This is a genomic window from Microbacterium sp. NPDC091662 (assembly GCF_044756705.1).
Classification (GTDB): Bacteria; Actinomycetota; Actinomycetes; order Actinomycetales; family Microbacteriaceae; genus Microbacterium.
Genome location: NZ_JBIVTM010000001.1, coordinates 1,144,766 through 1,169,119 on the forward strand (window position 1 = coordinate 1,144,766; position 24,354 = coordinate 1,169,119).

26 protein-coding genes are annotated in these 24,354 nt (G+C 66.9%); 12 read left to right on the plus strand and 14 right to left on the minus strand.

All coding sequences use genetic code 11. From position 1 onward, the window contains the following. Window positions 1-7: 7 nt before the first annotated feature. Window positions 8-553: a hypothetical protein gene (locus ACIQLD_RS05475; protein ID WP_402605976.1), complete on the minus strand. Its 546-nt coding sequence runs from the start codon at window positions 551-553 to the stop codon at window positions 8-10. A gap of 71 nt (window positions 554-624) precedes the next feature. Next, a complete protein-coding gene (locus tag ACIQLD_RS05480) occupies window positions 625-2,049 on the minus strand; it encodes a GTP pyrophosphokinase family protein (RefSeq protein ID WP_402605978.1) in 1,425 nt (474 codons plus the stop codon). 406 nt (window positions 2,050-2,455) lie between these two features. Between ACIQLD_RS05480 and ACIQLD_RS05485 the strand changes: the two genes are divergently transcribed. Continuing rightward, window positions 2,456-3,583 carry a DUF5677 domain-containing protein gene (locus ACIQLD_RS05485; RefSeq protein ID WP_402605980.1) on the plus strand — a complete coding sequence of 376 codons (1,128 nt, stop codon included), beginning with the start codon at window positions 2,456-2,458 and terminating at the stop codon, window positions 3,581-3,583. Window positions 3,584-3,617: 34 nt separating this feature from the next. On the opposite strand, the gene ychF is transcribed toward ACIQLD_RS05485, so the two are convergent. Further along, the gene (gene ychF, locus ACIQLD_RS05490) at window positions 3,618-4,691 is read right to left on the minus strand and encodes a redox-regulated ATPase YchF (RefSeq protein WP_136025120.1); all 1,074 of its coding nucleotides are present in this window, start codon (window positions 4,689-4,691) and stop codon (window positions 3,618-3,620) included. A gap of 51 nt (window positions 4,692-4,742) precedes the next feature. Beyond that, on the minus strand, window positions 4,743-5,483 hold the full coding sequence (locus ACIQLD_RS05495; protein ID WP_402605983.1) for a class I SAM-dependent methyltransferase: 741 nt from the start codon (window positions 5,481-5,483) through the stop codon (window positions 4,743-4,745). A gap of 59 nt (window positions 5,484-5,542) precedes the next feature. Between ACIQLD_RS05495 and ACIQLD_RS05500 the strand changes: the two genes are divergently transcribed. Together ACIQLD_RS05500 and ACIQLD_RS05505 are read left to right on the plus strand one after the other, a co-directional pair. Beyond that, entirely contained in the window at window positions 5,543-6,145 is a 603-nt protein-coding gene (locus ACIQLD_RS05500) for a 3'-5' exonuclease (protein ID WP_402605986.1), read from the plus strand. Window positions 6,146-6,209: 64 nt separating this feature from the next. Further along, window positions 6,210-7,505: a DNA recombination protein RmuC gene (locus tag ACIQLD_RS05505; protein ID WP_402605989.1), complete on the plus strand. Its 1,296-nt coding sequence runs from the start codon at window positions 6,210-6,212 to the stop codon at window positions 7,503-7,505. Window positions 7,506-7,606: 101 nt separating this feature from the next. Here ACIQLD_RS05505 and ACIQLD_RS05510 read toward each other — a convergent pair whose 3' ends face one another. Then, a complete protein-coding gene (locus tag ACIQLD_RS05510) occupies window positions 7,607-7,891 on the minus strand; it encodes a hypothetical protein (RefSeq protein WP_402605991.1) in 285 nt (94 codons plus the stop codon). A gap of 179 nt (window positions 7,892-8,070) precedes the next feature. After that, window positions 8,071-9,057, minus strand: coding sequence for a class II fructose-bisphosphatase (gene glpX / locus ACIQLD_RS05515; RefSeq protein ID WP_017828697.1), 987 nt, complete (start codon window positions 9,055-9,057; stop codon window positions 8,071-8,073). A gap of 185 nt (window positions 9,058-9,242) precedes the next feature. Here glpX and fbaA point away from each other — a divergent pair, with 185 nt between their 5' ends. Continuing rightward, a complete protein-coding gene (gene fbaA, locus ACIQLD_RS05520) occupies window positions 9,243-10,271 on the plus strand; it encodes a class II fructose-bisphosphate aldolase (RefSeq protein WP_402605994.1) in 1,029 nt (342 codons plus the stop codon). Between the two features lie 95 nt (window positions 10,272-10,366). Here fbaA and ACIQLD_RS05525 read toward each other — a convergent pair whose 3' ends face one another. The 3 genes from ACIQLD_RS05525 to ACIQLD_RS05535 all read right to left on the minus strand — a co-directional run bounded on the left by ACIQLD_RS05525 (window position 10,367) and on the right by ACIQLD_RS05535 (window position 12,991). Further along, window positions 10,367-10,903, minus strand: a complete 537-nt coding sequence (locus tag ACIQLD_RS05525; protein ID WP_402605997.1) for a DUF6264 family protein — start codon at window positions 10,901-10,903, stop codon at window positions 10,367-10,369. Between the two features lie 241 nt (window positions 10,904-11,144). Continuing rightward, entirely contained in the window at window positions 11,145-11,936 is a 792-nt protein-coding gene (locus tag ACIQLD_RS05530; RefSeq protein WP_402606000.1) for an IclR family transcriptional regulator, read from the minus strand. A gap of 2 nt (window positions 11,937-11,938) precedes the next feature. Continuing rightward, a complete protein-coding gene (locus tag ACIQLD_RS05535; protein ID WP_402608489.1) occupies window positions 11,939-12,991 on the minus strand; it encodes a 4-hydroxy-3-methylbut-2-enyl diphosphate reductase in 1,053 nt (350 codons plus the stop codon). A 93-nt stretch (window positions 12,992-13,084) separates the two neighbouring features. Here ACIQLD_RS05535 and xseA point away from each other — a divergent pair, with 93 nt between their 5' ends. The 5 genes from xseA to ACIQLD_RS05560 are packed head-to-tail and all read left to right on the plus strand — an operon-like array spanning window position 13,085 to window position 17,359. Next, entirely contained in the window at window positions 13,085-14,362 is a 1,278-nt protein-coding gene (gene xseA, locus ACIQLD_RS05540) for an exodeoxyribonuclease VII large subunit (RefSeq protein WP_402606003.1), read from the plus strand. Window positions 14,363-14,398: 36 nt separating this feature from the next. Further along, entirely contained in the window at window positions 14,399-14,641 is a 243-nt protein-coding gene (locus ACIQLD_RS05545) for an exodeoxyribonuclease VII small subunit (protein ID WP_402606005.1), read from the plus strand. Further along, window positions 14,638-15,282: a DUF4245 family protein gene (locus ACIQLD_RS05550; RefSeq protein WP_402606008.1), complete on the plus strand. Its 645-nt coding sequence runs from the start codon at window positions 14,638-14,640 to the stop codon at window positions 15,280-15,282. The genes ACIQLD_RS05545 and ACIQLD_RS05550 overlap by 4 nt, the downstream gene beginning before the upstream one ends. Next, window positions 15,279-15,968, plus strand: a complete 690-nt coding sequence (locus ACIQLD_RS05555; protein ID WP_029266660.1) for a carbonic anhydrase — start codon at window positions 15,279-15,281, stop codon at window positions 15,966-15,968. Before ACIQLD_RS05550 ends, ACIQLD_RS05555 begins: the two co-directional genes overlap by 4 nt. Next, window positions 15,965-17,359, plus strand: coding sequence for an aspartate ammonia-lyase (locus ACIQLD_RS05560; protein WP_021199548.1), 1,395 nt, complete (start codon window positions 15,965-15,967; stop codon window positions 17,357-17,359). The genes ACIQLD_RS05555 and ACIQLD_RS05560 overlap by 4 nt, the downstream gene beginning before the upstream one ends. Window positions 17,360-17,528: 169 nt before the next feature. On the opposite strand, the gene ACIQLD_RS05565 is transcribed toward ACIQLD_RS05560, so the two are convergent. From ACIQLD_RS05565 to ACIQLD_RS05580, 4 genes are all read right to left on the minus strand, one after another. Further along, window positions 17,529-18,131 (minus strand): endonuclease domain-containing protein, encoded by a 603-nt coding sequence (locus ACIQLD_RS05565; RefSeq protein WP_402606011.1) that lies wholly within the window; start codon window positions 18,129-18,131, stop codon window positions 17,529-17,531. Between the two features lie 489 nt (window positions 18,132-18,620). After that, window positions 18,621-20,003, minus strand: a complete 1,383-nt coding sequence (locus ACIQLD_RS05570) for a PhoH family protein (RefSeq protein ID WP_402606014.1) — start codon at window positions 20,001-20,003, stop codon at window positions 18,621-18,623. A 158-nt stretch (window positions 20,004-20,161) separates the two neighbouring features. Then, complete coding sequence (locus ACIQLD_RS05575; protein ID WP_402606016.1) at window positions 20,162-21,292, minus strand: aminotransferase class V-fold PLP-dependent enzyme; 1,131 nt, start codon at window positions 21,290-21,292, stop codon at window positions 20,162-20,164. 41 nt (window positions 21,293-21,333) lie between these two features. Beyond that, the gene (locus tag ACIQLD_RS05580; RefSeq protein ID WP_402608490.1) at window positions 21,334-22,113 is read right to left on the minus strand and encodes an isoprenyl transferase; all 780 of its coding nucleotides are present in this window, start codon (window positions 22,111-22,113) and stop codon (window positions 21,334-21,336) included. Between the two features lie 97 nt (window positions 22,114-22,210). Between ACIQLD_RS05580 and ACIQLD_RS05585 the strand changes: the two genes are divergently transcribed. Then, the gene (locus ACIQLD_RS05585; protein WP_402606019.1) at window positions 22,211-22,942 is read left to right on the plus strand and encodes a hemolysin III family protein; all 732 of its coding nucleotides are present in this window, start codon (window positions 22,211-22,213) and stop codon (window positions 22,940-22,942) included. A 7-nt stretch (window positions 22,943-22,949) separates the two neighbouring features. Here ACIQLD_RS05585 and ACIQLD_RS05590 read toward each other — a convergent pair whose 3' ends face one another. Beyond that, complete coding sequence (locus ACIQLD_RS05590) at window positions 22,950-23,249, minus strand: hypothetical protein (protein ID WP_402606021.1); 300 nt, start codon at window positions 23,247-23,249, stop codon at window positions 22,950-22,952. A gap of 68 nt (window positions 23,250-23,317) precedes the next feature. On the opposite strand from ACIQLD_RS05590, the gene ACIQLD_RS05595 reads away from it, so the two are divergent. Together ACIQLD_RS05595 and greA are read left to right on the plus strand one after the other, a co-directional pair. Continuing rightward, on the plus strand, window positions 23,318-23,704 hold the full coding sequence (locus ACIQLD_RS05595) for a DUF4307 domain-containing protein (protein WP_402606024.1): 387 nt from the start codon (window positions 23,318-23,320) through the stop codon (window positions 23,702-23,704). Window positions 23,705-23,802: 98 nt separating this feature from the next. Continuing rightward, entirely contained in the window at window positions 23,803-24,291 is a 489-nt protein-coding gene (greA, locus tag ACIQLD_RS05600) for a transcription elongation factor GreA (RefSeq protein WP_021199541.1), read from the plus strand. The last annotated feature ends 63 nt before the right edge of the window (window positions 24,292-24,354 follow it).

A 24,354-nucleotide genomic window follows, 5' to 3' on the forward strand; every position in this document is an offset into this window, starting at 1 on the left:
AATCCTGTCACCCGTGCGGGTGGTGCGCAGACGCGGGTGCTCCGCGGGCGCCGATGCGCGATCTCTCGAGTCGGCGTGTCAGCACGAGCGCGATGGTGAGCGGCACGGCCGCGACCACCCCGAACGAGATGTCGATGAGCTGCCAGCCGAGCGGAAGCCCCCTGATCGCTCCGGCGATGAGTGCCAGCGGAAGGATGCCTGCGCACATGATGAGGCCCCAGATGGTCACCCAGACGTTGCGCACCGGATCGATGAGCGGTCCGACGAAAGCGACCGCGATCGCCAGGTGGGCAAACGCCAGCCAGTCCGTGCCGTAGGCGAGGAACGGATAGTCGGCGCCGGTGACCTCGAGCCCCTCTGCCACCCGCTGCACCCAGAAGGCGAGGTCGGGGAAGACCGCGCTGAGGCCCGTGTTGTTCAGGATGTCGCGTCCGAGCATGAGCTCTTCGCGCAGAGGGAACGCGGTGACCCCACTCACGACGAGCCCGACGATGACGATGATCAGGCAGGTGCGGATGAGGAAGCTGCGTCGCACGCGAGACGGCCCAGCCACGCTTGGCGAATCCTCACCCATCCGCAGCTCCTGACATGGACGCAATACCTGTGTGTTTTGTTCCGGCCTGATCAATGCCCATCAACCTGCTGGCGGTGACGTGCGGCTTGACCATCAGCGACGACGACATCCCCGCGCGCGATCCGTAGATCAACGGGGCGCGCCCGATCCAGTAGTTGAAGCATCAGTTGCTCGGACGCCTCTCGGTTCAGGTTCGACGCGACCCAGATCGCCGCGTCGCCTTCCAGTGCGATCTTCTTCGCCCGGGCACCCGGCGGAAGGTTCGGCTCCGAGGCGATCAGTCCTGGCGTGAGAACTGTGTCGACCCCACGCGCGTGCGCCAGTAGTCGTGCAACTTCGCGAAGCGCACCAACCGCAGTGTAGGGCCCTGCCTCAAGTTCGGTCGGGCGTGCTTCTCCGAGCAGCAAGTATGTCCTGTACCGAGTCTTTCCTCGCAATCGGTCATAGCGCCACTCAAGCTGCAGTGCTCGGTGTTTGCCGTACCCCGTGTGCTGGGTCTTGTTAATGTAGTCCTGCCCGAAGTGCGCGAGAAGTTCGTCGTCCAGGCGCCGTACCCGAGTGACAGACACACCTGACTCCATAAGCGCGCGCACCTGGTCGCTATCTACATCTTCCAACGCCGCTTCCAAGGCCTCGACGGTATCTATGCCTGTTGCTCGCACTAGTTCGATTCCGAAATCAACTCCCTTATCGCTCCCGTCGGCGTCGTTCGGGAACCGCGTCTTCATGAGTTGTGAGAGCGTGACCGCATCCAAGGCGGTGGATGCAACCTCCCCCGGCCCGGGATCCGGCTCGACGCGCGTCTCGATGTGCGCGCTTTCGATATCTACGGTCGGTCGAGCAAGAATCCGATCGATTGCCACGAAGGTCTCGTCGAGCGCGCGGCGAGCGTCGGACGCCGCGCCGAACAGCTGATCTATCGTCCCCTGGTCTTGCTCGCTGATCGCTTTGTACTGAGCGCCCTTGTACCGCCTTGCGTGCTCGAATTCCGCCCATGCGTGGCCTGCCACTGTGCGGATTTGGATCTCGAGCCCTCCAAACGTCGTGAAGTACCGCTCGAGATCACCCCCGGAGACTACCCAATCAGAGTCGTAGTCGTCTGTTTCCCCCGAGACGACGATGTGCAGGCAGTCGTATCCGCGCAAGTGCGGCGGCTTTTCCTCGCCTGGGTTCCGATCCTCTCCCGGCAGGACAGCGAATCGGGAACGGATTAGTTCTCGGGCTCGATCCCGATCGGTGTTCGAGTAGGTGATGATCCGGATCGCGACGATGTCAGTGATCTGTCCGATGGGGTCGGGGTATTGTTTCGCGAGTTGTTTCCGCTGGAACGACGCTATCGACTTCGCTCGCGCGGACACGTCGTGCGGCTCGACGCCGGACTCGGCTAGCAATCGCAGAACGTAGCTCTCGACCTCATTGGCCGCCCGCGGCAGCCAATCCCAGTTCGTGTAGTCCACGTTCTCGATGCTGCTCATATCGTCCCCCCAGGGCTCCCGACGCCAGCAATCTTCTGGCGCTCTCACCGTACAGGACCAGTGTGTTCAGCCGTTACTGATGAATCGGCGGAACGCCTCGTCCGCTAATCGGCCAACGCCCGCGGGCGGCGAGTCACTTCTCCGCAGCCTCGAAATCGATAACACCTGAGGCGACTCAATGTCCGTGCTGACGGGACGTATGCAGCGACAGTGCCGTTCAGCCCGACCTACCACGAGACGACAGCTCTCGTCGTTGAAGCGGACCTCCACCACGTTGCGTAGACGTGAGACCCTTGGATGCTCTGCGTTCTTCGATACGCCGAGCACTAACTTCGAAGCTTCCGATCCGAGCGCGGGCGCTGCCGGTCGGGAACACACAGTTGCGCAAAACCGGCATACTTCAGCCATGAGGACATCTGCAGGAGACGGGCGGTCAGCCGAAGCAGATCCGGCAATGAAGATGGCCGATCTCGAGCGAGCGCTTCTGAAAAAGCTCTCGCAGAGAATCGCGGGGAGTATCTCCTCCTACAGTCGTCGAACCCCGAACGCTGATCCGCGCGAAAAGGCCCGTGACTTTCTTGAGAATCTGGACTGGCATCTTCCAGAGGACTTAGCGGAGCTTGGCTCGGCGGCACGTGCGTTTCCAGACCTGGTTAGCGACTCGGTCGCTGAGCTTCTAGACGAATCATTGGACTTCGTCTCGGCCTATCTATCAATCTGCGGCCACGTACTGGCGTCCGCGGGCTCTCGCTGGCTCCAGCAGGGGCGCCCACGTCGGAAGGCGGAGGTTTTGGCAGGACTACTCCAACGTGCCATGACCGCAACCAACGAAACCTTTGCATTGCTCGAACGCGGGTTTCCGGACGGCGCTGAAGCCCGCATGCGTACCGTAGTCGAGCTCGGCGTCATTGCGACGTTCATCGAGCGGAGCAGCACCGAGATCGCAAAACGATTCGAGGCAAGTCACCATGTGGAAATGTGGCGACGGAAAGAGGACGGCCATGTTCGCGGCCTCACTGCTGAGACGATCCAAATAATAGATAAGCAGTATCAGCGCGTCATCCAGCGACATGGAGTCTCCATGGCCAGACCATACGGCTGGGCATCGCCGGCCTTCGACAACCGTCGGGTAACGTACGCGGACATAAGCAGAGCATACGGAGATGTCGAATCAAGCTCCCGCTTTTCGAACGCCAGTCACCACGTTCACGCATCGCATAGCGGATCGATGAAGGCAGCCGCCGCGGACTCCTTGGGCGTCTTCCTCCATGGCCCACGACCTGTGGGCTTTTACATGCCAGCGTATGAATGTATGGATAGCTTGCATCAAAGCGCCACGGCCTTCTTGAGGGCCGTCAGGAGCTCGAGACGAAACTCAGAACTTGTGTACTGGACGGAGCTGCTCCATTACACAATGAAAGAAGCCCAACTTCAGATCACACAAGCTCAAGCTCTGATCGACCCGGAATGGGCACGACGATCCATAGCCAACTTGCCTGAGCTGGACATAGATGGCATCTTCCTCAAGATTTGACCTCAGGCGTCTGCCTTCGATCACGCTGTCGTGCTCAGTTGTTGAAGCGGAACTCCACGACGTCGCCGTCCTGCATGACGTAGTCCTTGCCCTCGAGGCGTGCCTTGCCCTTGGCACGGGCCTCGACGACGGAACCGGTCTCGACCAGATCCTCGAACGAGACGATCTCGGCCTTGATGAAGCCCTTCTCGAAGTCGGTGTGGATGACACCGGCGGCCTGCGGCGCTTTCGAGCCCTTGGGGATCGTCCAGGCGCGCGCTTCCTTCGGACCGGCCGTGAGGTAGGTCTGCAGGCCGAGGGTATCGAAGCCGATACGCGCGAGCTGGTCGAGGCCCGACTCGTCCTGGCCGGTCGAGGCGAGCAGTTCCGCCGCATCCTCCGGGTCGAGGTCGATGAGTTCGGACTCGATCTTCGCGTCGAGGAAGATGGCCTTCGCCGGGGCGACGAGAGCGGCGAGCTCCGCCTTGCGCGCATCGTCGGTCAGCACCGCCTCGTCGACGTTGAAGACGAAGATGACGGGCTTCGCGGTGAGCAGACCCAGCTCGCGGATGGGCGTCAGATCGATGCCGGCGACCGAGAGCAGCACGCCGCGCTCCAGCGCATCCTTCGCCGCATTCGCGGTCTCGAGCACGACGGGCTCGATCTTCTTGCCGCGGACTTCCTTCTCGTACCGGGCTATCGCCTTGTCGACGGTCTCGAGGTCGGCGAGCATGAGCTCGGCGTTGATCGTCTCCATGTCGGATGCCGGGTTGACCGTGCCGTCGACGTGCACGACGTCGTCGTCAGCGAAGCCGCGCACGACCTGTGCGATGGCGTCGGCCTCACGGATGTTGGCCAAGAACTTGTTGCCCAGACCCTCACCCTCGCTCGCACCGCGCACGATGCCGGCGATGTCGACGAACGACACCGCCGCGGGGAGGATCCGCTCGCTGCCGAAGATCTCCGCGAGCTTCTCCAGACGCGGGTCGGGCAGGTTCACCACGCCGACGTTGGGCTCGATCGTCGCGAACGGATAGTTCGCCGCGAGCACGTCGTTCTTGGTGAGTGCGTTGAAGAGGGTGGACTTGCCGACGTTGGGCAGGCCGACGATGCCGATAGTGAGAGCCACGGGGCACGAGTCTACCTGGCCGGTGCCCCGCGATCCTGCGGGGGCTGTGCGTCAGTCGCGGACGGCGCGGTACGCGCGGGTCACGTACGGAAGGTCGATGGTCGCATCGCCATGCAGGTCGAGCTCATCGAAGAGGGCGTCGAGCTCCCGGCGGATGCGCGCCTTTTCCTCGTCAGGGGCGGTGATGATGTAGCTGCGCGATGCCGCCATCCGGTGCAGCACGTCGCGGGTGACGGGGCGGACCCATTCCCACCGCTCCTGCTCGAGAGGACCGAAAGGTGCGGCGACGACCGGATCTCCCTCGGCGAGCATGATCTCGGCGTGGCTGCCGTGCATGATCTCGGTGAGCCTGCGGACCCACTCGACGCGATCGTCGCGGATGTTCCAGATGAGGCCGAGCACTCCCCCGGTGCGCATGGTTCGACCGATCTCCGCGGAGCCGGCGACCGGATTCACCCAGTGCCACGCTTGCCCCAGCACGACGGCGTCGACACTCGCGTCCGGAAGAGGCAGCTGCTCCGCGGACCCGACGAAGGTGGGCACCCCCGGCACTGCACCGCGGAGGGTGGCGAGCATCTCCGGATCGGGGTCGATCGCGACGACCTCAGCGTCAGGGGCCTGCGTGAGGACGCGCGTGAGCTTGCCCGTTCCCGCCCCGACATCGGCGACGCGGCGGGAATCCGCTGGCATCCGCTCGAGCAACCACGCCACCGCTTCGAACGGATAGTCGGGCCTCCCGGCCTCGTAATCCCCGGCCTGCGCTCCGAACGACGTCGCCATGTCCTCAGCCATGTCGCCAGCATACGGCGAGTCTCCGACCCCTCTTCGAGCCGCCGGGGGAAAGTGGGGATGTGCCACTGGATTTCACTGCGATCGACTTCGAGACCGCGAACTCCAGTCCGGCCTCTGCCTGCTCCGTCGGACTCGTCCGCGTGCGCGACGGCGAGGTCGTGGCCACCACCGGATGGCTGATCCAGCCGCCCCCAGGACACGACGAGTTCCAGGAGTGGAACGTCCGCATCCACGGCATCCAGCCCGAGGATGTGCTGTCGGCCGCCACCTGGGTCGACCAGTTCGACCGTCTGTGCGCCTTCGCCGGAGCTGACGTGCTCGTGGCGCACAACGCCGGCTTCGACCTCAACGTCCTGCGCCGTGCCTCCGAGGCGACAGGTCAGCTCTGCCCGCCGTACCGCTCGTTGTGCAGCCTGCAGGTCGCCCGCAAGACCTACACGCTCGATTCATATCGTCTGCCGGTCGCCGCGGCCGCCGCGGGTTTCGAGGAGTTCTCGCATCACGACGCCCTCGCCGACGCCCGCGCCTGCGCGCAGATCGTCATCGACGCGGCAGCCAGAGCGGGCGCCGCGGATGTTTTCGCGCTCGCCGATGCCCTGAGCCTGCGCGTGACCGCGCCGGTCGCCCCCGTCGCCCCCGCACTGGAGCGCGCCGTCGCCTGACCCGCCGCGCCGCGTCTGTGCGCGGCGGCCTCGGAATGTCGGATGCCGGCCGCATCATGAACACATGGATGCTCTGGCTGTCGTTCTTCTGCTCGTCGCCCTCGCGGCGGGTGCCGCCGTGGGCTGGTTCCTGCGTGCCGGGCGCGGGGCCGCCGACCTCGCGCGCGCCCAGGCCGAGCTGGCGGCCGCGCGCGACGACCGCGACCGGCAGTATGACCTGTACCGCGACGCCGTCGAGCATGCACGGAACGAGCAGCGGGCCGAGGCGCAGCGGGTGCAACAGCAGAATGCGGTGCTGACCGCGCTCGCACCGGTCCGCGAGAGTCTGCAGCAGATGCAGACCAAGGTCACGGCCATCGAGCGCGAGCGGCACGCACAGTTCGGAACTCTCGAAGAGCAACTTCGCCGGGCCCAGGAGTCCGACGAAGCCCTGCGGGCGACGACCGAATCCCTCGCCGGAGCGCTGCGATCCACCGCCACGCGCGGCGTCTGGGGTGAGACCCAGCTGCGCCGTGTGGTAGAGGCTGCCGGACTCACCCGTCACATCGATTTCGACCTGCAGGCGACGATCTCCTCCGACCGTGGTCAGGGGCGACCCGACATGGTCATCCGCCTCGCCGGAGGCAGCTCGATCGCGGTCGACGCCAAGGTGCCTCTCGACGCCTACCTCGAGGCCTCCGCCCTGCCCGGGGGCGACGCACGAGAGCCGCAGCGCCGCGCGCTGATGCAGAAGCATGTCAAGGCGGTCCGTGCACACGTCGACGCCCTTGCGAAGAAGGCCTACTGGGCGGGACTCGATGCCAGCCCCGAGTTCGTGATCTGCTTCCTGCCGAGCGAGTCGCTGCTGGCCGCCGCCATCGATGAGGACCCGACCCTGCTCGACTATGCGTTCAGCCGACGGGTCGCACTCGCCTCACCCGTCAACCTCTGGGCGGTGCTGAAGACCGTCGCCTTCACGTGGACCCAGCAGGAGGTGTCGACCGAGGCGCGCACATTGCTCGCGCTCGGCACGCAGCTGTACGACCGGCTGGGCACGCTCGCCGGGCATGCCGACGACCTGCGTCGGGCGCTGGAGCGCACCGTCGACAGCTACAACAGGTTCGCCGGCTCACTCGAGACGCGCGTGCTCGTCACCGCCCGCCAGTTCCCGGGTGTTGATGCGTCAGCTCTCGCGACAGCGCCTCCGACCACGGTGGGCGCGGCCAGGCGATTCACCGCACCCGAACTCATCGCGACGGATGACACCGCTTCCGGCGATCGCCCGTCGCAGACCGAGGCGATCGGCCCCCACGAGCCCACGCGTGCCGAGACGGTCCGCGCGGACGTGGGTGACGTGCGGCGTCGACTCGACGAAGAGTGATGCGGGCGAATCAGCCTGCGAGAACGACCCCGCCGCCGTTCGACTTCGCGAACGACGGGAGACGACCATCCCAGGCGACGAAATGCTGAGGCGACGAAAGCTCAGGCGATACCGGGGACGCCGCTGAGCAGCAGGATGACGAGACCGCTGGTCGCGAGGAACGCGCCGATCATCCACCACGCGCTGATCTCGTGTCCTTCGTCGCGACGGACGCGGAAGAGCACGTCGGCCCGGCGAGCCGGATCGACCGCCGGAGTGGCCGGGGCCACGACCGGCGGCGTCGGAACGGATTCCGCATCGGCGCTCACCCGGAGGATACGCCCCGTGTTGGTCGTGATGATCTTCGTCGGGGCGGCCTTAGAACCGCTCGTGTGCTGCGTTGTCATCTGTTCGCCCTCCTGTGCCTGCGGTGCCCGGCGGCTCCGTCGACGGCGACAAACCCAGTGACAATTGTGACACGGCACCCCGGCGAACCGTGGATCGTGCCGCGGCCGGGCGATACCGGCTCGATAACGATGGCGCCCATTCGCCACAGAAGGTCACGCGGCGAACAGCTCCCGACGGATCAGAGCCACTTCGAGACGAGGTGCTCCGATGCGATACGGCGGAGAGTCCCCGAAGCCCCGCGAAGCACGACGCTCTCGGTGTACACGTAGCCGCGTTCGCGACGGACACCGGCGACGAGCTGACCGTCGGTCACACCGGTCGCGACGAAGATCGTGTTGTTCCCCTGCACCAGGTCGTCCGCCTCGTAGACCTTGTCCATGTCGAGTCCGGCGTCGATGCCGCGCTGGCGCTCGTCATCGTCGCGCGGCCAGAGGCGGCCCTGGATGTGTCCACCGAGAGCCTTGATCGCGCACGCCGTGACAATGCCCTCGGGGCTGCCGCCGACGCCGACGCACATGTCGGTGCGCGCATCGTGACGGGCCGCGTTGATGCCACCGGCGACGTCACCGTCACTCATCAGACGTGTGCCGGCACCGGCATCGCGGATCTCCTGGATCAGCTGCTCGTGGCGCGGGCGGTTCAGCACCGAGACGACGATCTCGTCGACGGGCTTGTCGAGCGCGCCCGCGAGCTTGCGGATGTTCTCGCCGATGGGCAGACGGATGTCGACGACCCCGACACCAGCCGGGCCGGTCACGAGCTTGTCCATGTAGAAGACGGTCGAGGCGTCGAGCATCGTGCCGCGATCTGAGACGGCGATCACGGAGAGGGCGTTCTGCCGACCGGCAGCCGTGAGAGAGGTGCCGTCGATGGGGTCGACCGCGATATCGCACAGGGGTCCGCGGCCCGTCCCCACGACCTCGCCGTTGAAGAGCATCGGGGCGTTGTCCTTCTCCCCCTCGCCGATGACGACGCGCCCCTGGAAGTCGACCGTGCCGAGGAATGCACGCATCGCATCGACCGCGGCACCGTCTGCCGCTTCCTTGGCACCGCGACCGATGAAGGGGACCGCGCGGATGGCCGCTGCCTCCGTCGCACGCACCAGCTCCATCGCGAGGTTACGGTCGGGACGAAGAGGGCTCAGATCCGCTGTCAGACTCACCATGCGGTCAGCCTAGCCATCGACACGTCCGAATCCGGCGCCTTTCGGTCCAGATCCCACGAAGGAATCGCGATTCTTAACAACGAGGCAGGAGAGGCCGCGCTCGACCGCGGCCACGGCTGCGGTATCAGCGCGCACGCCCCGATAGAGTGGCAGCTGTCCCGGCTTCCCCTATCGCAGGAGTTCTCATGCCCGTCGCCACCCCGGATCAGTACGCCGAAATGCTCGACCGCGCGAAGGCCGGCGGCTTCGCGTACCCCGCATTCAACGTCTCCAGCTCGCAGACGATCAACTCCGTCCTCCAGGGACTGACCGAGGCCGGCTCCGACGGCATCATCCAGGTCACCACGGGTGGCGCCGACTACTTCGCCGGCCACACGGTGAAGGCCCGCGCCACCGGCGCCCTCGCCTTCGCCCGGTTCGCGACCGAGGTCGCGAAGAACTACCCGATCACCGTCGCGCTGCACACCGACCACTGCCCGAAGGATGCGCTGGCAGGCTTCGTCGAGCCGCTCATCTCCGCCTCCGAAGAAGAGGTCAAGGCCGGTCGGAACCCGATCTTCCAGTCCCACATGTGGGACGGCTCGGCTGTTCCCCTCGCGGAGAACATCGAGATCGCGAAGGATCTGCTCCCCCGCATGAAGAACATCAACGCCATCCTCGAGGTCGAGATCGGCGTCGTCGGCGGCGAAGAGGACGGCGTGCAGCACGAGGGCTCGAACGAAGCCCTCTACACGACCTTCGCCGATGTCGACCAGGCCGTGCAGGCCCTGGGCCTCGGCGAGCAGGGCCGCTACATCGCCGCCCTCACCTTCGGCAACGTGCACGGCGTGTACAAGCCCGGTGGAGTGAAGCTGCGTCCGGAGCTCCTCGGCGAGATCCAGGCCGAGGTCGCCGCCAAGTACAACACCGGCGCCAAGCCGCTCGACCTGGTGTTCCACGGCGGATCGGGTTCCACCGATGAGGAGATCGCCCTCGCGGTCGCCAACGGCGTGATCAAGATGAACATCGACACCGACACGCAGTACGCCTACACGCGCGCGATCGCCGACTACATGTTCAAGAACTACGACGGCGTCCTCAAGGTCGACGGCGAGGTCGGCAACAAGAAGCAGTACGACCCGCGTGCCTGGGGCAAGATCGCCGAGTCGGCGATGGCCGCCCGCGTGGTGGAGTCGACCCGTCAGCTCGGCTCGTACGGACAGTCCCAGAGCTGACAGTTCACGAGAAAGCAGAAGGGGCCCGGCATTCCTGCCGGGCCCCTTCTGCGTGCCCCTGGGAACGACGCGCGCCGTTGCCGACGAGGGTGAGGTCAGGGGGCCGTCATCTGCTCGAGGTGGGCGACGAACGCCGGATCGCTCATCATCGGAACCGCGATGCAGATCGACACCACGCCCATCGTGATGATCGCTCCCACGATCGGGAGCCACCAGGTGATCCGTCCTCTGCGCAGACGGCGGATCGAGAGCGCAGCGGTGATCGACCATCCGACGGCGAGCACGATCGCGGCGATCGTCCCCCAGGTCTTCCCCTGCGCGAAGTTCGTGAACTCCCCCTCGATGCCGAGGATCTTCATCGTCTGGTTCATGACGCTCGGCAGATCCAGGTACGACAGACCGGTGACGACGATGTTGATGAGTCCGTAGGCGAGCATCGCGATCGTCGCGAACCGATCGAGCGGGTGCGATCGCTTCGTCGCGGGATCATCCGCCGGCCCTGCCTGCAGCGTGGGCGGGACGGACGCCACGGGAGGTGCGATCACGACCTCGTCGAGCGGGGGCAGACCGGCGGCTCGTCGCTGCTCCTCGGGGGTCGCGAGTTCGCCGTACTGGGGCCGCTGATCGCTCATCTCGCCATGCTAACGGCACAACCTCGGGCCGGTTCACAGCGGGCGAGGGCGAGCGCCGGAAACGATAGCGGCCCCGGAGAAGTGGGGACTTCTCGGGGCCGCGGACGTGAAGCGCTGGGGACGCTTCTCATCCAGATTGATCGCCAGCGCTGGGGACGCTCGAGGCGATCAGTAGCGTTCACGTATGCCGCTACTCTCCCCATAGTAGGAAACCGCGTGAGGCAATACCAGGGGCCTTCCTTCAGATAGTGAACTCGCCCCCGGCGAGACCCTCATCCAGCGAATCCGCTCCCAATTGCAGCGAAAGACGGCGCGCGGTGCGCTGAAGGGTCGAGACGAGCGCGCGGTCGACCACCGCACGCTCTGTCGGCAGGGAGATCGCGAGTGACGCGGTGATCCCCGGGGCGATGACCGGCACCGCGACGCAGGTGGCGCCGATCGCGTACTCCTCCTGGTCGATCGCCCACCCCGGCGAGCGCTCCAGCTGCGTGAGCAGCGCGGTGCGATCCGTGATGGTCCGCGGTGTCAGTTCCGGCAGACGATGCCGCGAGAGGTAGTCCAGACGGTCGGCTTCCGGAAGATCGGCGAGGATCTGCTTTCCCAGGGCGGTCGCGTGCCCGCTGGACTGCAGACCCACCCACAACTCGATCCGGGGATTGCGGACGGCGTCGACGATGTCGACCAGGTGCATCTCCCCGTCGTCGAAGCGCGAGAGGTACGCCGTGGCTCCCACATCTTGCGTCACATCTCGTAGCGCCGCACGCACGCGGGCCAGGAAGACTCCCCGCGCGCCGATCTGCTGCTGGAACGACGGGAACCGGGTGCCGAGCACGACACCGTCGGGTTCCGACGCGAGATACCCCTCATGCACGAGCGTGCGCACCAGGTTGTAAGTGGTGCCGGGGGTGAGTCCGGTGATCGCCGCAAGCATCTTGGGCGGAAGAGGACGAGGCGAGTTGGCGACGATGTCGACCAGCCGCAGAGCGCGTTGCACCGACCCGATGAGGGTGGGCTCCGCCTCCGCGGCGCTCAACGCTACGCGCCTCCTCCCGATGCACGACCGCCGAGTGCCCGCGCGTCGCGCTGACCCGCAGCGTCCTGACGCAGTTCCTTGGGCAAGGAGAACATCAGATCCTCCTCGGCCGTCTTCACCTCTTCGACGTCACGATATCCGGCGTCGCCGATCGCATCGAGCACCTCGCGCACCAGCACCTCAGGCACGGATGCGCCGCTGGTCACACCGACCGTCTCTACGCCGTCGAGCCACTCCTGCTGGATCTCCTCGGCGTAGTCGACGCGGTAGGCGGCCTTCGCGCCGTACTCGAGCGCGACCTCGACCAGGCGCACGCTGTTGGACGAGTTCGATGAACCGACGACGATCACGAGGTCTGCTCCGGCTGCGACCTTCTTGATCGCTACCTGACGGTTCTGGGTGGCGTAGCAGATGTCGTCGGACGGCGGGTTCTGCAGCTCGGGGAAACGGGTGCGCAGACGGTTGACCGTCTCCATCGTCTCGTCGACGGAGAGAGTGGTCTGCGAGAGCCAGACGACCTTGTTCGGGTCCTTCACGACGACCGTGTCGGCCTCTTCCGGAGAGTTCACGACGGTGACGTGCTCCGGGGCCTCGCCGGCCGTTCCCTCGACCTCTTCGTGGCCTTCGTGGCCGATGAGCAGGATCTCGAAGTCGTCTCGCGCGAAGCGCACGGCCTCGCGGTGCACCTTGGTGACCAGCGGGCAGGTGGCATCGATCGCGTGGAGTCCGCGATCGGACGCCGCATTCACGACGGCAGGTGAGACTCCGTGAGCACTGAAGACCACGTGCGCACCTTCGGGGATCTCGTCGACCTCTTCGACGAAGATCGCGCCCTTCTCCTCGAGCTCGGTGACGACGTGGATGTTGTGCACGATCTGCTTGCGCACGTAGACGGGGGCGCCATAGCGTTCGAGCGCCTTCTCGACCGCGACCACGGCACGGTCGACCCCGGCGCAATAGCCGCGCGGCGCGGCGAGCAGAACGCGCTTGTGTCCGGCCACCGGGTTATCCTGAAGCCGCCCGGCCGCCGCGCGCACTCGTGGAAGGCGGGGCACGGGGAGATGAACGGCAGTCGAAGTCACCCTTGAATTCTACCGTCGCGCAGCTGTGCACGGCCGGAGAGGTTCACGGGCAGGGAACGGGAGCGGATGACAGTCTTCGAAGCGACGACGGGCCAGGGCGAAACCCCTCCGGCCGATTCCGTCGCACCCCGCGACTCGACCGCCGACGCGCCCACTTCCGTCACACGCCTGAACGCGACGATCCGCGACTTCATCGCCCGGTGGAACACCGTCTGGGTCGAGGGCGAGATCACCTCCTGGAACGTCCGCGCCGGCAACGTGTTCGCACGGCTGAAGGACACCCGCTCCGATGCGCAGATCTCCATCCGGGTGTGGTCGAGCGTGCGCGGGCGCATCCCCTCGGACATCGGCGTCGGCGATCACGTCGTCGCCGCGGTGAAGGCCGACTACTTCGTCAAGGCCGGCGACTTCAGTTTCGCCGTCTCAGCGATGAAGCATGTCGGGCTGGGCGATCAGCTCGAGCGGCTCGAGAAGCTCCGCGTGCAGTTGCGGCAGGAGGGCCTGTTCGATCCGGCCAGGAAGAAGCGCCTGCCGTTCCTCCCGCACGTGATCGGTCTGATCACCGGTGAGCGCTCCGACGCCGAGAAGGACGTGCATCGCAACGCCGAGCTGCGCTGGCCGCAGGTGCGCTTCCGCACGGAGTACGCCGCTGTGCAGGGCGACCGCTGCGTTCCCGACACGCTCGCGGCCCTCGCGCGCCTCGACGCCGACCCCGAGGTCGACGTGATCATCATCGCCCGCGGCGGCGGCGATCCGCAGACGCTGCTCGGCTTCAGCGACGAGAAGCTCGTGCGAGCGGTGGCCGCGGTCTCCACTCCCGTGGTGAGCGCGATCGGACACGAGAACGACCACCCGTTGCTCGACGACGTGGCCGATCTCCGAGCCTCGACCCCGACCGACGCGGCGAAACGCGTCGTGCCCGACGTCGGCGAGCAGCGCGCGCTCATCGCGCAGCTGCGGTCCCGCGCGACCACGAGGCTCACGCAGCGACTCACGCATGACATCGCCCAACTGGAGCAGTTGCGCTCACGGCCGGTGCTGCGCTCGCCCGCACCGATCATCGACTCCCGCGCCCAGGAGATCTGGCTGCTTCTCGGACGCGGAAGAGAAGCCGTGAACCGGCAGCTCGACGACGCCGGCCGCCGCACGGGCGAGCTCCGCGCATCTCTCCGAGCGCTCTCCCCCGCCGCGACGCTGGCTCGCGGCTACGCCATCGCCCATCTCGACGGCGGTGTGATCCTGCGTGACGCCGCTGATGCTCCGACCGGGAGCGCACTCACGATCACGCTCGACCGAGGCTCGCTGACCGCTCGATCCGAGGGCGAGATCGCCGAAGACGCCTGAGCCGAGCGCCCGCTGCGCACGACGTAAGATGGAGGAGTGAGCGCCCTGAACGACACCCCTGTGGACACGCTGTCGTTCGAGGCGGCCCGTGACGAGCTCGTGAAGGTCGTCGCCGAGCTCGAACAGGGCTCCCCCACTCTCGAGCACTCCCTCGCTCTGTGGGAGCGCGGAGAGGCTCTCGCCGCCCGCTGCGAGGAGTGGCTGCTGGGAGCCAAGCGCCGCTTGGATGCCGCCCGTGCCGCGGCATCCGACGCCGAGACATCGCCGGGAGACTCATGAGCAAGCAGCCCCCCATCATCGCCGAGCTCGGCCGCCCCGAGACGCCGGACGAGACGGCCGCCCGCAAAGCGGCATCCAGCAAGGCCTACCGATCGAGCCAGACGGTGCGCAACCTCGTCGCCGCGCTGCTGGTCACCCTGGCCGTGGTGGCTGTCATCATCTTCGCCGTGCCCCGAGGCGCTCCGGTCGAGCAGAAGCCTCTCGACGTCGCCGCGGTCGCGGAAGGCGTGGAGTCCTCGATGGACCGTCCCGTCCTGATCCCCGAACTCGGCGACTTCTGGCGCGCGAACGGTGCGGAGATGCAGGGCGGGGCCACTGTGGTGTGGGAGGTCACCCTCGCTCCCAAATCCGACACGGAACGCGGTTTCATCAAGGTCGCACAGGCATTCGACGCGGACTCCTCCTGGGCACCGCAGCGCCTGAACGGCATCGCCCCCACCGACACGGTGAGCATCGGCGGACTCGACTGGGACGTGTACAAGCCGGGCAGCGCCGAATCCAACGCGAACGTCACCTACGCCATCGGCACCCAGGCCGGCGACGACTACATCCTGCTCTACGGCTCGCGCTCGGCCGATTCGACCGCTGAGCTCGCCGAGTCGCTCATTCCGCAGATCCGCATCATCTCGGAGGCTTCATGACGCACCCCCTGACCCCGACCGCCGCCTGGAAGCAGATGCAGGACGGCAACCGCCGCTTCGTACAGGACGAGCCGCGGCACCCGAACCAGGACGTCGCCCGTCGCAAGGACCTGACAGCGGCGCAGCACCCCGTCGCGACGCTCTTCGGCTGCTCGGACTCGCGCCTCGCCGCCGAGATCATCTTCGACCTCGGCCTCGGCGACCTGTTCGTGGTGCGCAATGCCGGACAGGTGATCGGCGAATCGATCGTCGCGAGCCTCGAATACGCCGTCGCGGTGCTCGAAGTGCCGCTGATCGTCGTTCTCGCCCATGACTCCTGCGGCGCTGTGCGCGCGGCGATCGACGGCACCGCGATCGACGCGGCGCCCCTGCCCCCGCACATCTGGAAGCTGATCGCCCCGATCGTGCCCGCCGCGCGGAAGGTGCTGGCCGAGAACGGCGGAACCACCGTCGCCGAGATCGACTCGGAGCTCGTCGGCATCGAACACCTGCGCAACACGGTGAGCGACCTGCTGCAGTCGTCCGAGATCATCAGCGACGCCGTCTCCGCGGGCCGCCTGGGCATCGTCGGCGCCAACTACCGTCTGGCCGAGGGCACCGCGGTGCCCGTGATCACGGTCGGAATCGACGCCGACGGCGTCACCACCGAGGGAACTGACCCCGCAACCGAGGAGGGTTCGGAATGACCGAGCAGGACTACCGCATCGAGCACGACACCATGGGTGAGGTGCGGGTGCCCGTGAACGCGCTCTACGGAGCGCAGACCCAGCGCGCCGTGGAGAACTTCCCGATCTCGGGCAAGGGGCTGGAGTCGACGCAGATCGCCGCCCTGGCCCGCATCAAGAAGGCCGCGGCGCTCGCCAACAAGGAGCTCGGCACGCTCGACGGCGCCATCGCCGACGCGATCGCCCAGGCCGCCGATCAGGTGGCGTCCGGCGCCCATGACGGAGAGTTCCCGGTCGACACGTACCAGACCGGATCCGGCACCTCATCGAACATGAACATGAACGAGGTGCTGGCGACGCTCGCGACGCGCATCCTCGGCGCGACGGTTCACCCCAACGACCACGTGAACGCCTCGCAGTCGTCCAACGACGTGTTCCCGACCTCGGTGCACATCGCGGTCACCCAGGCTCTCATCGACACTCTCATCCCCGCCCTCGACCACCTTGCCGTCGCCCTCGAGGCGAAGGCGGAGCTGTGGAAGGACGCGGTCAAGTCCGGCCGCACGCACCTCATGGACGCGACGCCCGTCACCCTCGGTCAGGAGTTCGGCGGCTATGCCCGTCAGATCCGCCTCGGCATCGAGCGTGTGCAGTCTGCCCTCCCCCGCGTCGCCGAGGTCCCGCTCGGCGGCACCGCAGTCGGCACCGGCATCAACACCCCGCTCGGCTTCCCGCAGAAGGTCATCGCGCTGCTGGCAGCCGAGACCGAGCTGCCGATCACCGAGGCCAAGGACCACTTCGAGGCGCAGGCCAACCGCGACGGTCTCGTCGAAGCCTCCGGTGCCCTGCGCACGATCGCGGTCTCGCTGACCAAGATCAACAACGACCTGCGCTGGATGGGCTCCGGCCCCAACACGGGTCTCGGAGAGCTGCACATCCCCGACCTGCAGCCCGGATCCTCGATCATGCCCGGCAAGGTCAACCCGGTGGTTCCCGAAGCCGTGCTGATGGTGTGCGCGCGCGTGATCGGCAACGACGCGACCGTCGCCTGGGCCGGCGCATCCGGATCCTTCGAGCTGAACGTCGCCATCCCCGTCATGGGAACAGCCGTGCTCGAGTCGATCCGTCTGCTGTCGAACGCCTCGCGCGTGCTCGCCGACAAGACGATCGACGGCCTGCAGGCCAACGTCGAGCGCGCCGCCGCGTTCGCGGGCATGAGCCCGTCGATCGTGACGCCGCTGAACAAGCTCATCGGCTATGAAGCCGCCGCGAAGATCGCCAAGCACTCGGTCGCCAAGGGCATCACGGTGCGCGACGCTGTGATCGATCTCGGCTACGTGGAGCGCGGCGACCTCACCCTGGAGCAGCTCGACGAGAAGCTCGACCTGCTGTCGATGACGCACCCGGGCTGACCCGAGGACACGAGACAGCGGATGCCGCGAGGACACGATCCTCGCGGCATCCGCTGTTTCCGGGCCCGCTTCCCCGCTCTCGGTGCACACGCATGACCAATCGACGATTGCATGACCATTCGGCGGGACGGCACCTGCATCCGGCATCACCTCATGCAGGTGCGCCACTTCACGCACGAGCCCGTGCGAGCGCGGCCAGAATCGCTGCCTCGACCACGTCCCACGAGTACACGATCATCGAATAGTCGAAGCGGAGCGTCTCGAAGCCGAGGTCGGATGCGAGCGCGTCTCGCATGAGATCGCGATGCCGTTTCGCGGCACCCTCGTGGTTCTCGCGACCGTCGGCCTCGAGGATGACACGACCTTCGATCACGAAGTCGACCCGCCCGACCCCGTCGACGGTCACCTGGGTGCGCACAGCGACACCGATGAGATGGAGCCTCAGCCGCACCAGGGACTCCAGGCCGCTCTCGGCGTCCGGACGCGCGAAGTCGACGAGCCAGCGCGCCGTCGCAGGAAGGGCGGAGCGGACGTGCGCACGCGCCGCAGCCGTGAGCATCCGCTTGTTCCAAGCCGACTCGTACGCGGCGAAGAAGAACTCCTCCCCGTAACAGGCGTATGCGTGTGTCAACGCGACCTCGATCGGCGCGATGCCGACCTCCATGCGACCGCGGGTGAAGTGGCCGACGCAGCCACAGCGCTTCGGGTGATGTCGCCGCCCGCCGAGCCCCATCCAGACATGCACTTCCGTCGGAACCTCCAGCGTCCACACCTTCCTGATCCTCAAGGCGCTCCCGCACGTGAGGGCGCCCCCGTGAGCCGCCGCCGCGACCACATCGGTCGCTGCTCGTCGAGATGCGAACACGCCAGGGCGCACGCGGACGATACGACCCGCTCTGCACTCCGCGCCCAGCCGCGATCGCGAGCATCCGAAGGCCTGTAGCCGGGTTCCGCGTGCGACTCCTCCCAGCCGTTCGAGGAACACGTTGACGTCGATCATCGTCCGATTCTGGGGGCGTGCGCCCACTCCGACAGTGCTCCTTCACGTAAACGGTGAACACGAGTGCGGAACGCGCCGCCGTGCAGTCCGATTGAATCGCTCCCACGTCTCAGGCGCATGACCATCCGACGATTGCATGACCGAGCACGACGAATCATCATGCGAGCGGACGGGGTTCATGCGACGGACGAAACGGCACCGAGCCGAAACAGCGGATGCCGCGAGGACACGATCCTCGCGGCATCCGCTGTCTTCCCACCGTCAGCTGAGCTCTCCACCCTCCAGGAGCTCGGTGACGAGGGCGGCGATGGCCGAGCGCTCGGACCGCGTCAGGGTCACATGGCCGAAGAGATCGTGCCCCTTCAGCGTCTCGATCACGCTGGCGATTCCGTCGTGGCGTCCGACCCGGAGGTTGTCGCGCTGACCGACGTCGTGGGTGAGGATCACACGCGAGTTCTGGCCCATGCGGCTCAGCACCGTCAGCAGCACGTTGCGCTCGAGCGACTGGGCTTCGTCGACGATCACGAACGCGTCGTGGAGGGAGCGCCCGCGGATGTGGGTCAGCGGGAGCACTTCGAGCAGTCCGCGCTCGATGACCTCTTCGATCACGTTTCCCGAGACCACGGAACCCAGCGTGTCGAAGACCGCCTGACCCCAGGGGCCCATCTTCTCGCCCTGGTCACCGGGAAGATAGCCGAGCTCCTGCCCGCCGACGGCGAACAGCGGCCGGAACACGATGATCTTCTTCTGCTGCTGTCGCTCCAGCACCGCCTCGAGCCCTGCGCAGAGCGCGAGCGCCGACTTACCCGTGCCCGCACGTCCGCCCAGGGAGACGATGCCGACCTCCTGATCGAGCAGCAGATCGATCGCGATACGCTGCTCGGCCGAACGGCCGTGCATACCGAAGATGTCACGGTCTCCTCGAACGAGGCGGTACTCACCTTCGCCGGTGACCCGGCCGAGGGCGGAGCCGCGCTCGGAGTGGATGATCAGCCCGGTGTTGACCGGCAGCCCCCGTGCCTGCTCGCTGATGCCGACCTCGCTCTCGTAGAGGTCGCTGATGTCGTCGCCGGAGAGGTCGAGTGTCGAGATGCCGGTCCATCCGGAGTCCACCGCCTGCTCTGCCAGGTACTCCTCGGCACGCAGGCCGAGGGATGCGGCCTTGACGCGCATCGGCAGATCCTTCGAGACGATCGTGACGTCCTGCCCATCCTGCGCGAGGTGCATGGCGACCGAGAGGATGCGCGTGTCGTTGTCGCTGAGGCGGATGCCGGCCGGGAGCACCGAAGAGTCGGTGTTGGCGAGCTCGACCCGGAGGGTCCCGCCCTCACCGACCTCGACGGGGAAGTCGAGTCGCCCGTGCTCGATGCGCAGGTCGTCGAGGTGGCGGAGGGCCTGCCGCGCGAAGTAGCCGATCTCCGGGTCGTGGCGCTTGCCCTCGAGCTCCGTGATCACGACGACGGGAAGGACGACCGAGTGCTCGGCGAACCGGAAGAACGCTTGCGGATCGCTCAACAGGACAGAGGTGTCGAGGACATACGTGCGCAGATCCTGATCCGGATCGGCGGATGATGCTCGCCTCGTCGTCTTACGGGTGGACTGCTGCGCGGTGCTGGTGGCCTGCTGCGCTGTACGTGTGGTCACGACCCACTCCCGACCCGGGGAATCCCGGCTATTCGAACGAGTCGACCAGGGGGTCACGAGTCGTCAACCTGAGGCCGACTCGAACGGGCGCCTTGCCCGATGCCTAGAACGTACGACCGCTCGGGCGATTAACCCGAACTCGACACGCCAGCGATTCGTTACACGCTGATGAACGTCTCGTTGCCGAACGCGTGCAGAGCATCGTCGAGGAGTCCGAACGTCGCCGCGTCCGTGCCCGCGTGCGGGGCGATCCGCACTGAGTCGCCCCGAGCCGTCACGACCAGCCCGGCGTTGGCGAGCGCTGCGGCCAGGCGTGCGGGCTCCTCCGGAGCGAGGGCGACGATGCCGGCGCGCGCCGTCCGCTCGCGCGGCGAACTCACGACGATCCCGTGACGGTCGGCGATCTCGATCACGGTGTCGACGTTCTGCGCGAGCCGCTCCTCGATTGCGGCGACTCCGGCGTCACGCACATCGCGCACGCCGATCGCGAGCCGGCCGGCCGCGAGCGTATCCGGCTGACTGACGGTGAAGGCGCTGGCGGACGGCGAAGGCGCGGGTAGTTCATCGACGAACAGCCCCGTGGCCGTCGTTCCGGTGATGCCGGAGAGCACGGGAACGATCCGTTCGCGTGCGCGGGGCGAGAACCACGCGAAAGCGCTGCCACGACCTGCGCGCAGCCACTTGTAGCCATGACCGACCACCACGTCGGCCGCGGAGTAGTCGGCGTCGATCACGCCGAAAGACTGGACGGCGTCGACGATGAGCAGACGGTCGGGCCCGATCGCCTCGCGCAGCGCCGCGAGATCGACACGGAATCCGGTGCGGAAGTCGACGTGGCTCACCGCCAGCGCGACCACCTCGTCATCGAGGGCATCGATCACGGTGTCGGGGGTCACCCGTCCGTCGTCGGGTGTGATCCAGCGCGGTGTGACCGTTCGATCCGATGCCGTGGATGCGCGCTCCAGGGTCAGACTGACGCTCGGGAACTCGGCGGTGCTCGCGATCACCGCACCGGAGAGACCGAACAGCGCGTGCATAAGCCCGTGGGTCGACGACGGTTGCAGCGTGACGTCATCGGCCTCCGCGTCGAGCAACTCGGCGACCAACTCCTGGGCCTGGCCGATGCGCTCGCCGACAAGGGAGAGCGAAGACGGCCGTCCGCTGCCGAGCAGGTCGGCGTCGGCGAAGAACTCTTCACGGACGGACGGCGACAGCGGGCCGAAGGCTGCCCAGTTCAGGTAGCCGGACTCGCTGTCGAACGTGTCGACATAGTCCTGGAAAGTGCTCACTGCGTCATTGTGGCACGGCTACGCCGACCCCTGGCACCCGGTCAGCGCCCGAAGCGTCGGTCGCGGTCGGCGTAATCACGGATCGCACGCAGGAAGTCCACCTGGCGCAGATCGGGGCCCAGCGCCTCCACGAAGTAGAACTCGCTGTGCGCGCTCTGCCAGAGGAGGAAGTCGCTCAACCGCTGCTCCCCGCTGGTGCGGATCACCAGGTCGGGATCGGGCTGCCCGCCGGTGTAGAGGTGCTCACCGATCATCTCGGGCGTGAGGTGGGCCGCGAGGTCTTCGAGTGTGCCGCCGGACGCCTCGTGTTTCGTGATGATACTCCGCACCGCGTCGACGATCTCGTTGCGTCCGCCGTAGCCGACGGCGAGATTCACGTGCAATCCGGTGTGATCCTTCGTGCGGTTCTCGGCGTCGGAGAGGACGCGCGCGAGTTCTGCCGGGAGGATGTCGGAGCGGCCGACGTGCTTGACCCGCCAGTTGCCTTCGCGGGACAGCGCTTCGGCCAGCTCGGCGATGATCTCGATGAGGTCGGCGAGCTCCGCGGAGTCGCGCTTTCGCAGGTTGTCGCTCGAGAGCAGGTACAGCGACACGACCCGCACGCCGAGCTCATCGCACCAGCCGAGGAACTCGCGCATCTTCGCCGCGCCCGCCCGGTGCCCCTCCGCGGGCGTGTCCAGGCCGAGCTGACGCGCCCAACGACGGTTCCCGTCGATCATCATCGCGACATGATGCGGCACCCTGGCCGGATCGAGGTGGCGACGCAGCCGGCTGGTGTAGAGCCGATACAGCGGCCCGCGCCCCGGGCTCTCGCGTGACATCACCTCCCTACGCTACCGTGTCGGGGCTTCCGGCATCGTGTGCGCTGGCTGGGGATATGTGCCCTGCGCGGTATGGGCGTCGGCTTAGAGTGAGCACGTGAGCACTCCCGAGCCTTCCGGCCCCGACGTCCCTCAGCTGCCCCTGCTCGAAGCAGCCGCCGTGGATGCGGCGACCGAGGTCAAACCGACCTGGCGAGGCTGGATCCACGCCGGCACGTTCCCGGTGGCGCTGGTCGCCGGGATCGTCCTGATCGTCGTGGCCGACGGTGCCGCGGCGAAATGGGCGTCCGCCGTGTTCATGCTCACGTCGCTGCTGCTCTTCGGCAACTCGGCGCTCTACCACCGCATCGACTGGCGGCCGAAGGTGAAGGTGCTGCTCAAGCGCATCGACCACGCCAACATCCTGCTGCTGATCGCCGGCACCTATACGCCGCTGGCGGTTCTGGCACTGCCTCCTGCAAAGGGCGTGCTGCTCCTCTGCCTGGTCTGGGGCGGCACCCTCGTCGGCATCCTGTTCCGGGTCTTCTGGATCCACGCGCCGCGCTGGCTCTACGTCGCCCTGTACCTGCTGCTCGGCTGGGCGGCCGTGATGTACATCGTCGATCTCATGAACGCGAACTTCGCGATGATGGTGCTGGTGATCGTGGGAGGCCTTCTCTACACCGGCGGCGCCATCGTCTACGCGCTCAAGAAGCCGAATCCGTGGCCGGGGCACTTCGGGTTCCACGAGATCTTCCACGTGTGCACGGTGCTTGCGTTCCTGTGCCACTGGACCGCATGTCTGCTCATCGCGCTGTCGCCGCTGTCGCCCTCGCTGGGCGCGCCGTGACGGTCGGTCAGCGCGCGGGCGTGTCGCCCTCGCCGTCAGCCGAGGTCGTGCCGTCGGAGGTCGGTTCGCCGGCTCCGGGAGCAGCGGCACCGCCCTCGGCCTGCGCCGCTTCCTCGGCGTCCAGCTCGTCACGCACCTCTTCGCGGTACCGGACCCGGCGGATGCGACGGTTCATGTCCCAGATCAGCAGGATCACCGCGATCACGACCACGACGATCGCGGCGAAGCCGACGAACCCCGGGGTGACCGATACCGGATCGACGGTCATGCTCGGCGTCGGCATCGGGGTCTCGGACAGAGAGAACATGAATCGGCCTTTCGTACGCAGGTCGCATAACCTGGTAACACCAGCCTAACGACCGGGAAGACCCACCTGTGACGACCGCACACGAGCTCGATGAACGCTATGGCCGAACCCGACGACGCCGGACGCCGTGGATCATCGGCGGCGCGATCGCACTGCTGATCGTGGGCGCCTTCAGCTGGATGACCGTGGCCCAGTCGATGGCCTCCGTCGACGCCGACGACCTGGGTTTCGAGCTCGTCGACGAGCACTCCGTGAACATCAGCTTCCAGGTGACAGGAGTGCAGGGCAAGGACGTCGTGTGCGCGGTGGAAGCGCTCGACGAGGAGTTCGGTGTGGTGGGCTGGAAGATCGTCGAGATCGAAGCAGGAGACAGCCACTCGCAGGCCCGCTCCGTCACCATTCCGACCGTGTCGGCAGCCACCACAGGTTTGGTGAACGCCTGCTGGGTCGCCTAGACTCGTGCCAGACAAGACGACGCCCCGGCACCGTGCCGGGGCGTCTTGGCATATCCCCCGCAGCATGCCGGAGGGATCCCGAAAGAAGGAGCTTCGTCATGTCCACCGATGCTCAGGTTCCCTTCCTCACGCAGGAAGCGTATGACCGGCTCGTCGCCGAGCTGGAGCACCTGTCCACCTTCGGCCGCGACGAGATCGCCAAGCGCATCGAGGCGGCCCGCGAAGAGGGCGATCTCAAGGAGAACGGCGGGTACCACGCCGCGAAGGACGAGCAGGGCAAGCAGGAGGCGCGCATCCGCACTCTCGAAGGCCTGCTGAAGACGGCCAAGGTCGGCGAGGCTCCTGCCAGCCGCGGGATCGTCGAGCCCGGCACCGTGGTCACGGCCCTCGTCGCCGGTGGCGAAGAGGTCTTCCTCCTCGGCAGTCGCGAGATCGCGGCCGGCAGCGACCTCGACGTGTACAGCGAAGCCAGCCCGCTCGGGCAGGCGATCCTCGGCCTCAAGGTCGGCGAGAAGTCCTCTTATGAGGCTCCCAACGGGCGCTCGATCAGCGTCGAGATCGTGAACGTCGAGACCTACACGGGCTGAGCCGCCCGTCAGAAGCGCCCCCGCATCCTGTCGGACGCGGGGGCGCTTCTGCGTGAACGATCG

Coding starts and splice junctions, on each gene's coding strand:
- ACIQLD_RS05560 (WP_021199548.1), top strand. CDS start 15,965: ATGACCGAGCAGGACTACCGCATCGAGCACGACACCATGGGTGAGGTG.
- glpX (WP_017828697.1), bottom strand. CDS start 9,057: ATGGTGAGTCTGACAGCGGATCTGAGCCCTCTTCGTCCCGACCGTAAC.
- ACIQLD_RS05590 (WP_402606021.1), bottom strand. CDS start 23,249: ATGTTCTCTCTGTCCGAGACCCCGATGCCGACGCCGAGCATGACCGTC.
- ACIQLD_RS05550 (WP_402606008.1), top strand. CDS start 14,638: ATGAGCAAGCAGCCCCCCATCATCGCCGAGCTCGGCCGCCCCGAGACG.
- ACIQLD_RS05505 (WP_402605989.1), top strand. CDS start 6,210: ATGGATGCTCTGGCTGTCGTTCTTCTGCTCGTCGCCCTCGCGGCGGGT.
- ACIQLD_RS05480 (WP_402605978.1), bottom strand. CDS start 2,049: ATGAGCAGCATCGAGAACGTGGACTACACGAACTGGGATTGGCTGCCG.
- ACIQLD_RS05580 (WP_402608490.1), bottom strand. CDS start 22,113: ATGTCACGCGAGAGCCCGGGGCGCGGGCCGCTGTATCGGCTCTACACC.
- ACIQLD_RS05485 (WP_402605980.1), top strand. CDS start 2,456: ATGAGGACATCTGCAGGAGACGGGCGGTCAGCCGAAGCAGATCCGGCA.
- fbaA (WP_402605994.1), top strand. CDS start 9,243: ATGCCCGTCGCCACCCCGGATCAGTACGCCGAAATGCTCGACCGCGCG.
- ACIQLD_RS05525 (WP_402605997.1), bottom strand. CDS start 10,903: ATGAGCGATCAGCGGCCCCAGTACGGCGAACTCGCGACCCCCGAGGAG.
- xseA (WP_402606003.1), top strand. CDS start 13,085: ATGACAGTCTTCGAAGCGACGACGGGCCAGGGCGAAACCCCTCCGGCC.
- greA (WP_021199541.1), top strand. CDS start 23,803: ATGTCCACCGATGCTCAGGTTCCCTTCCTCACGCAGGAAGCGTATGAC.
- ACIQLD_RS05495 (WP_402605983.1), bottom strand. CDS start 5,483: ATGGCTGAGGACATGGCGACGTCGTTCGGAGCGCAGGCCGGGGATTAC.
- ACIQLD_RS05555 (WP_029266660.1), top strand. CDS start 15,279: ATGACGCACCCCCTGACCCCGACCGCCGCCTGGAAGCAGATGCAGGAC.
- ACIQLD_RS05510 (WP_402605991.1), bottom strand. CDS start 7,891: ATGACAACGCAGCACACGAGCGGTTCTAAGGCCGCCCCGACGAAGATC.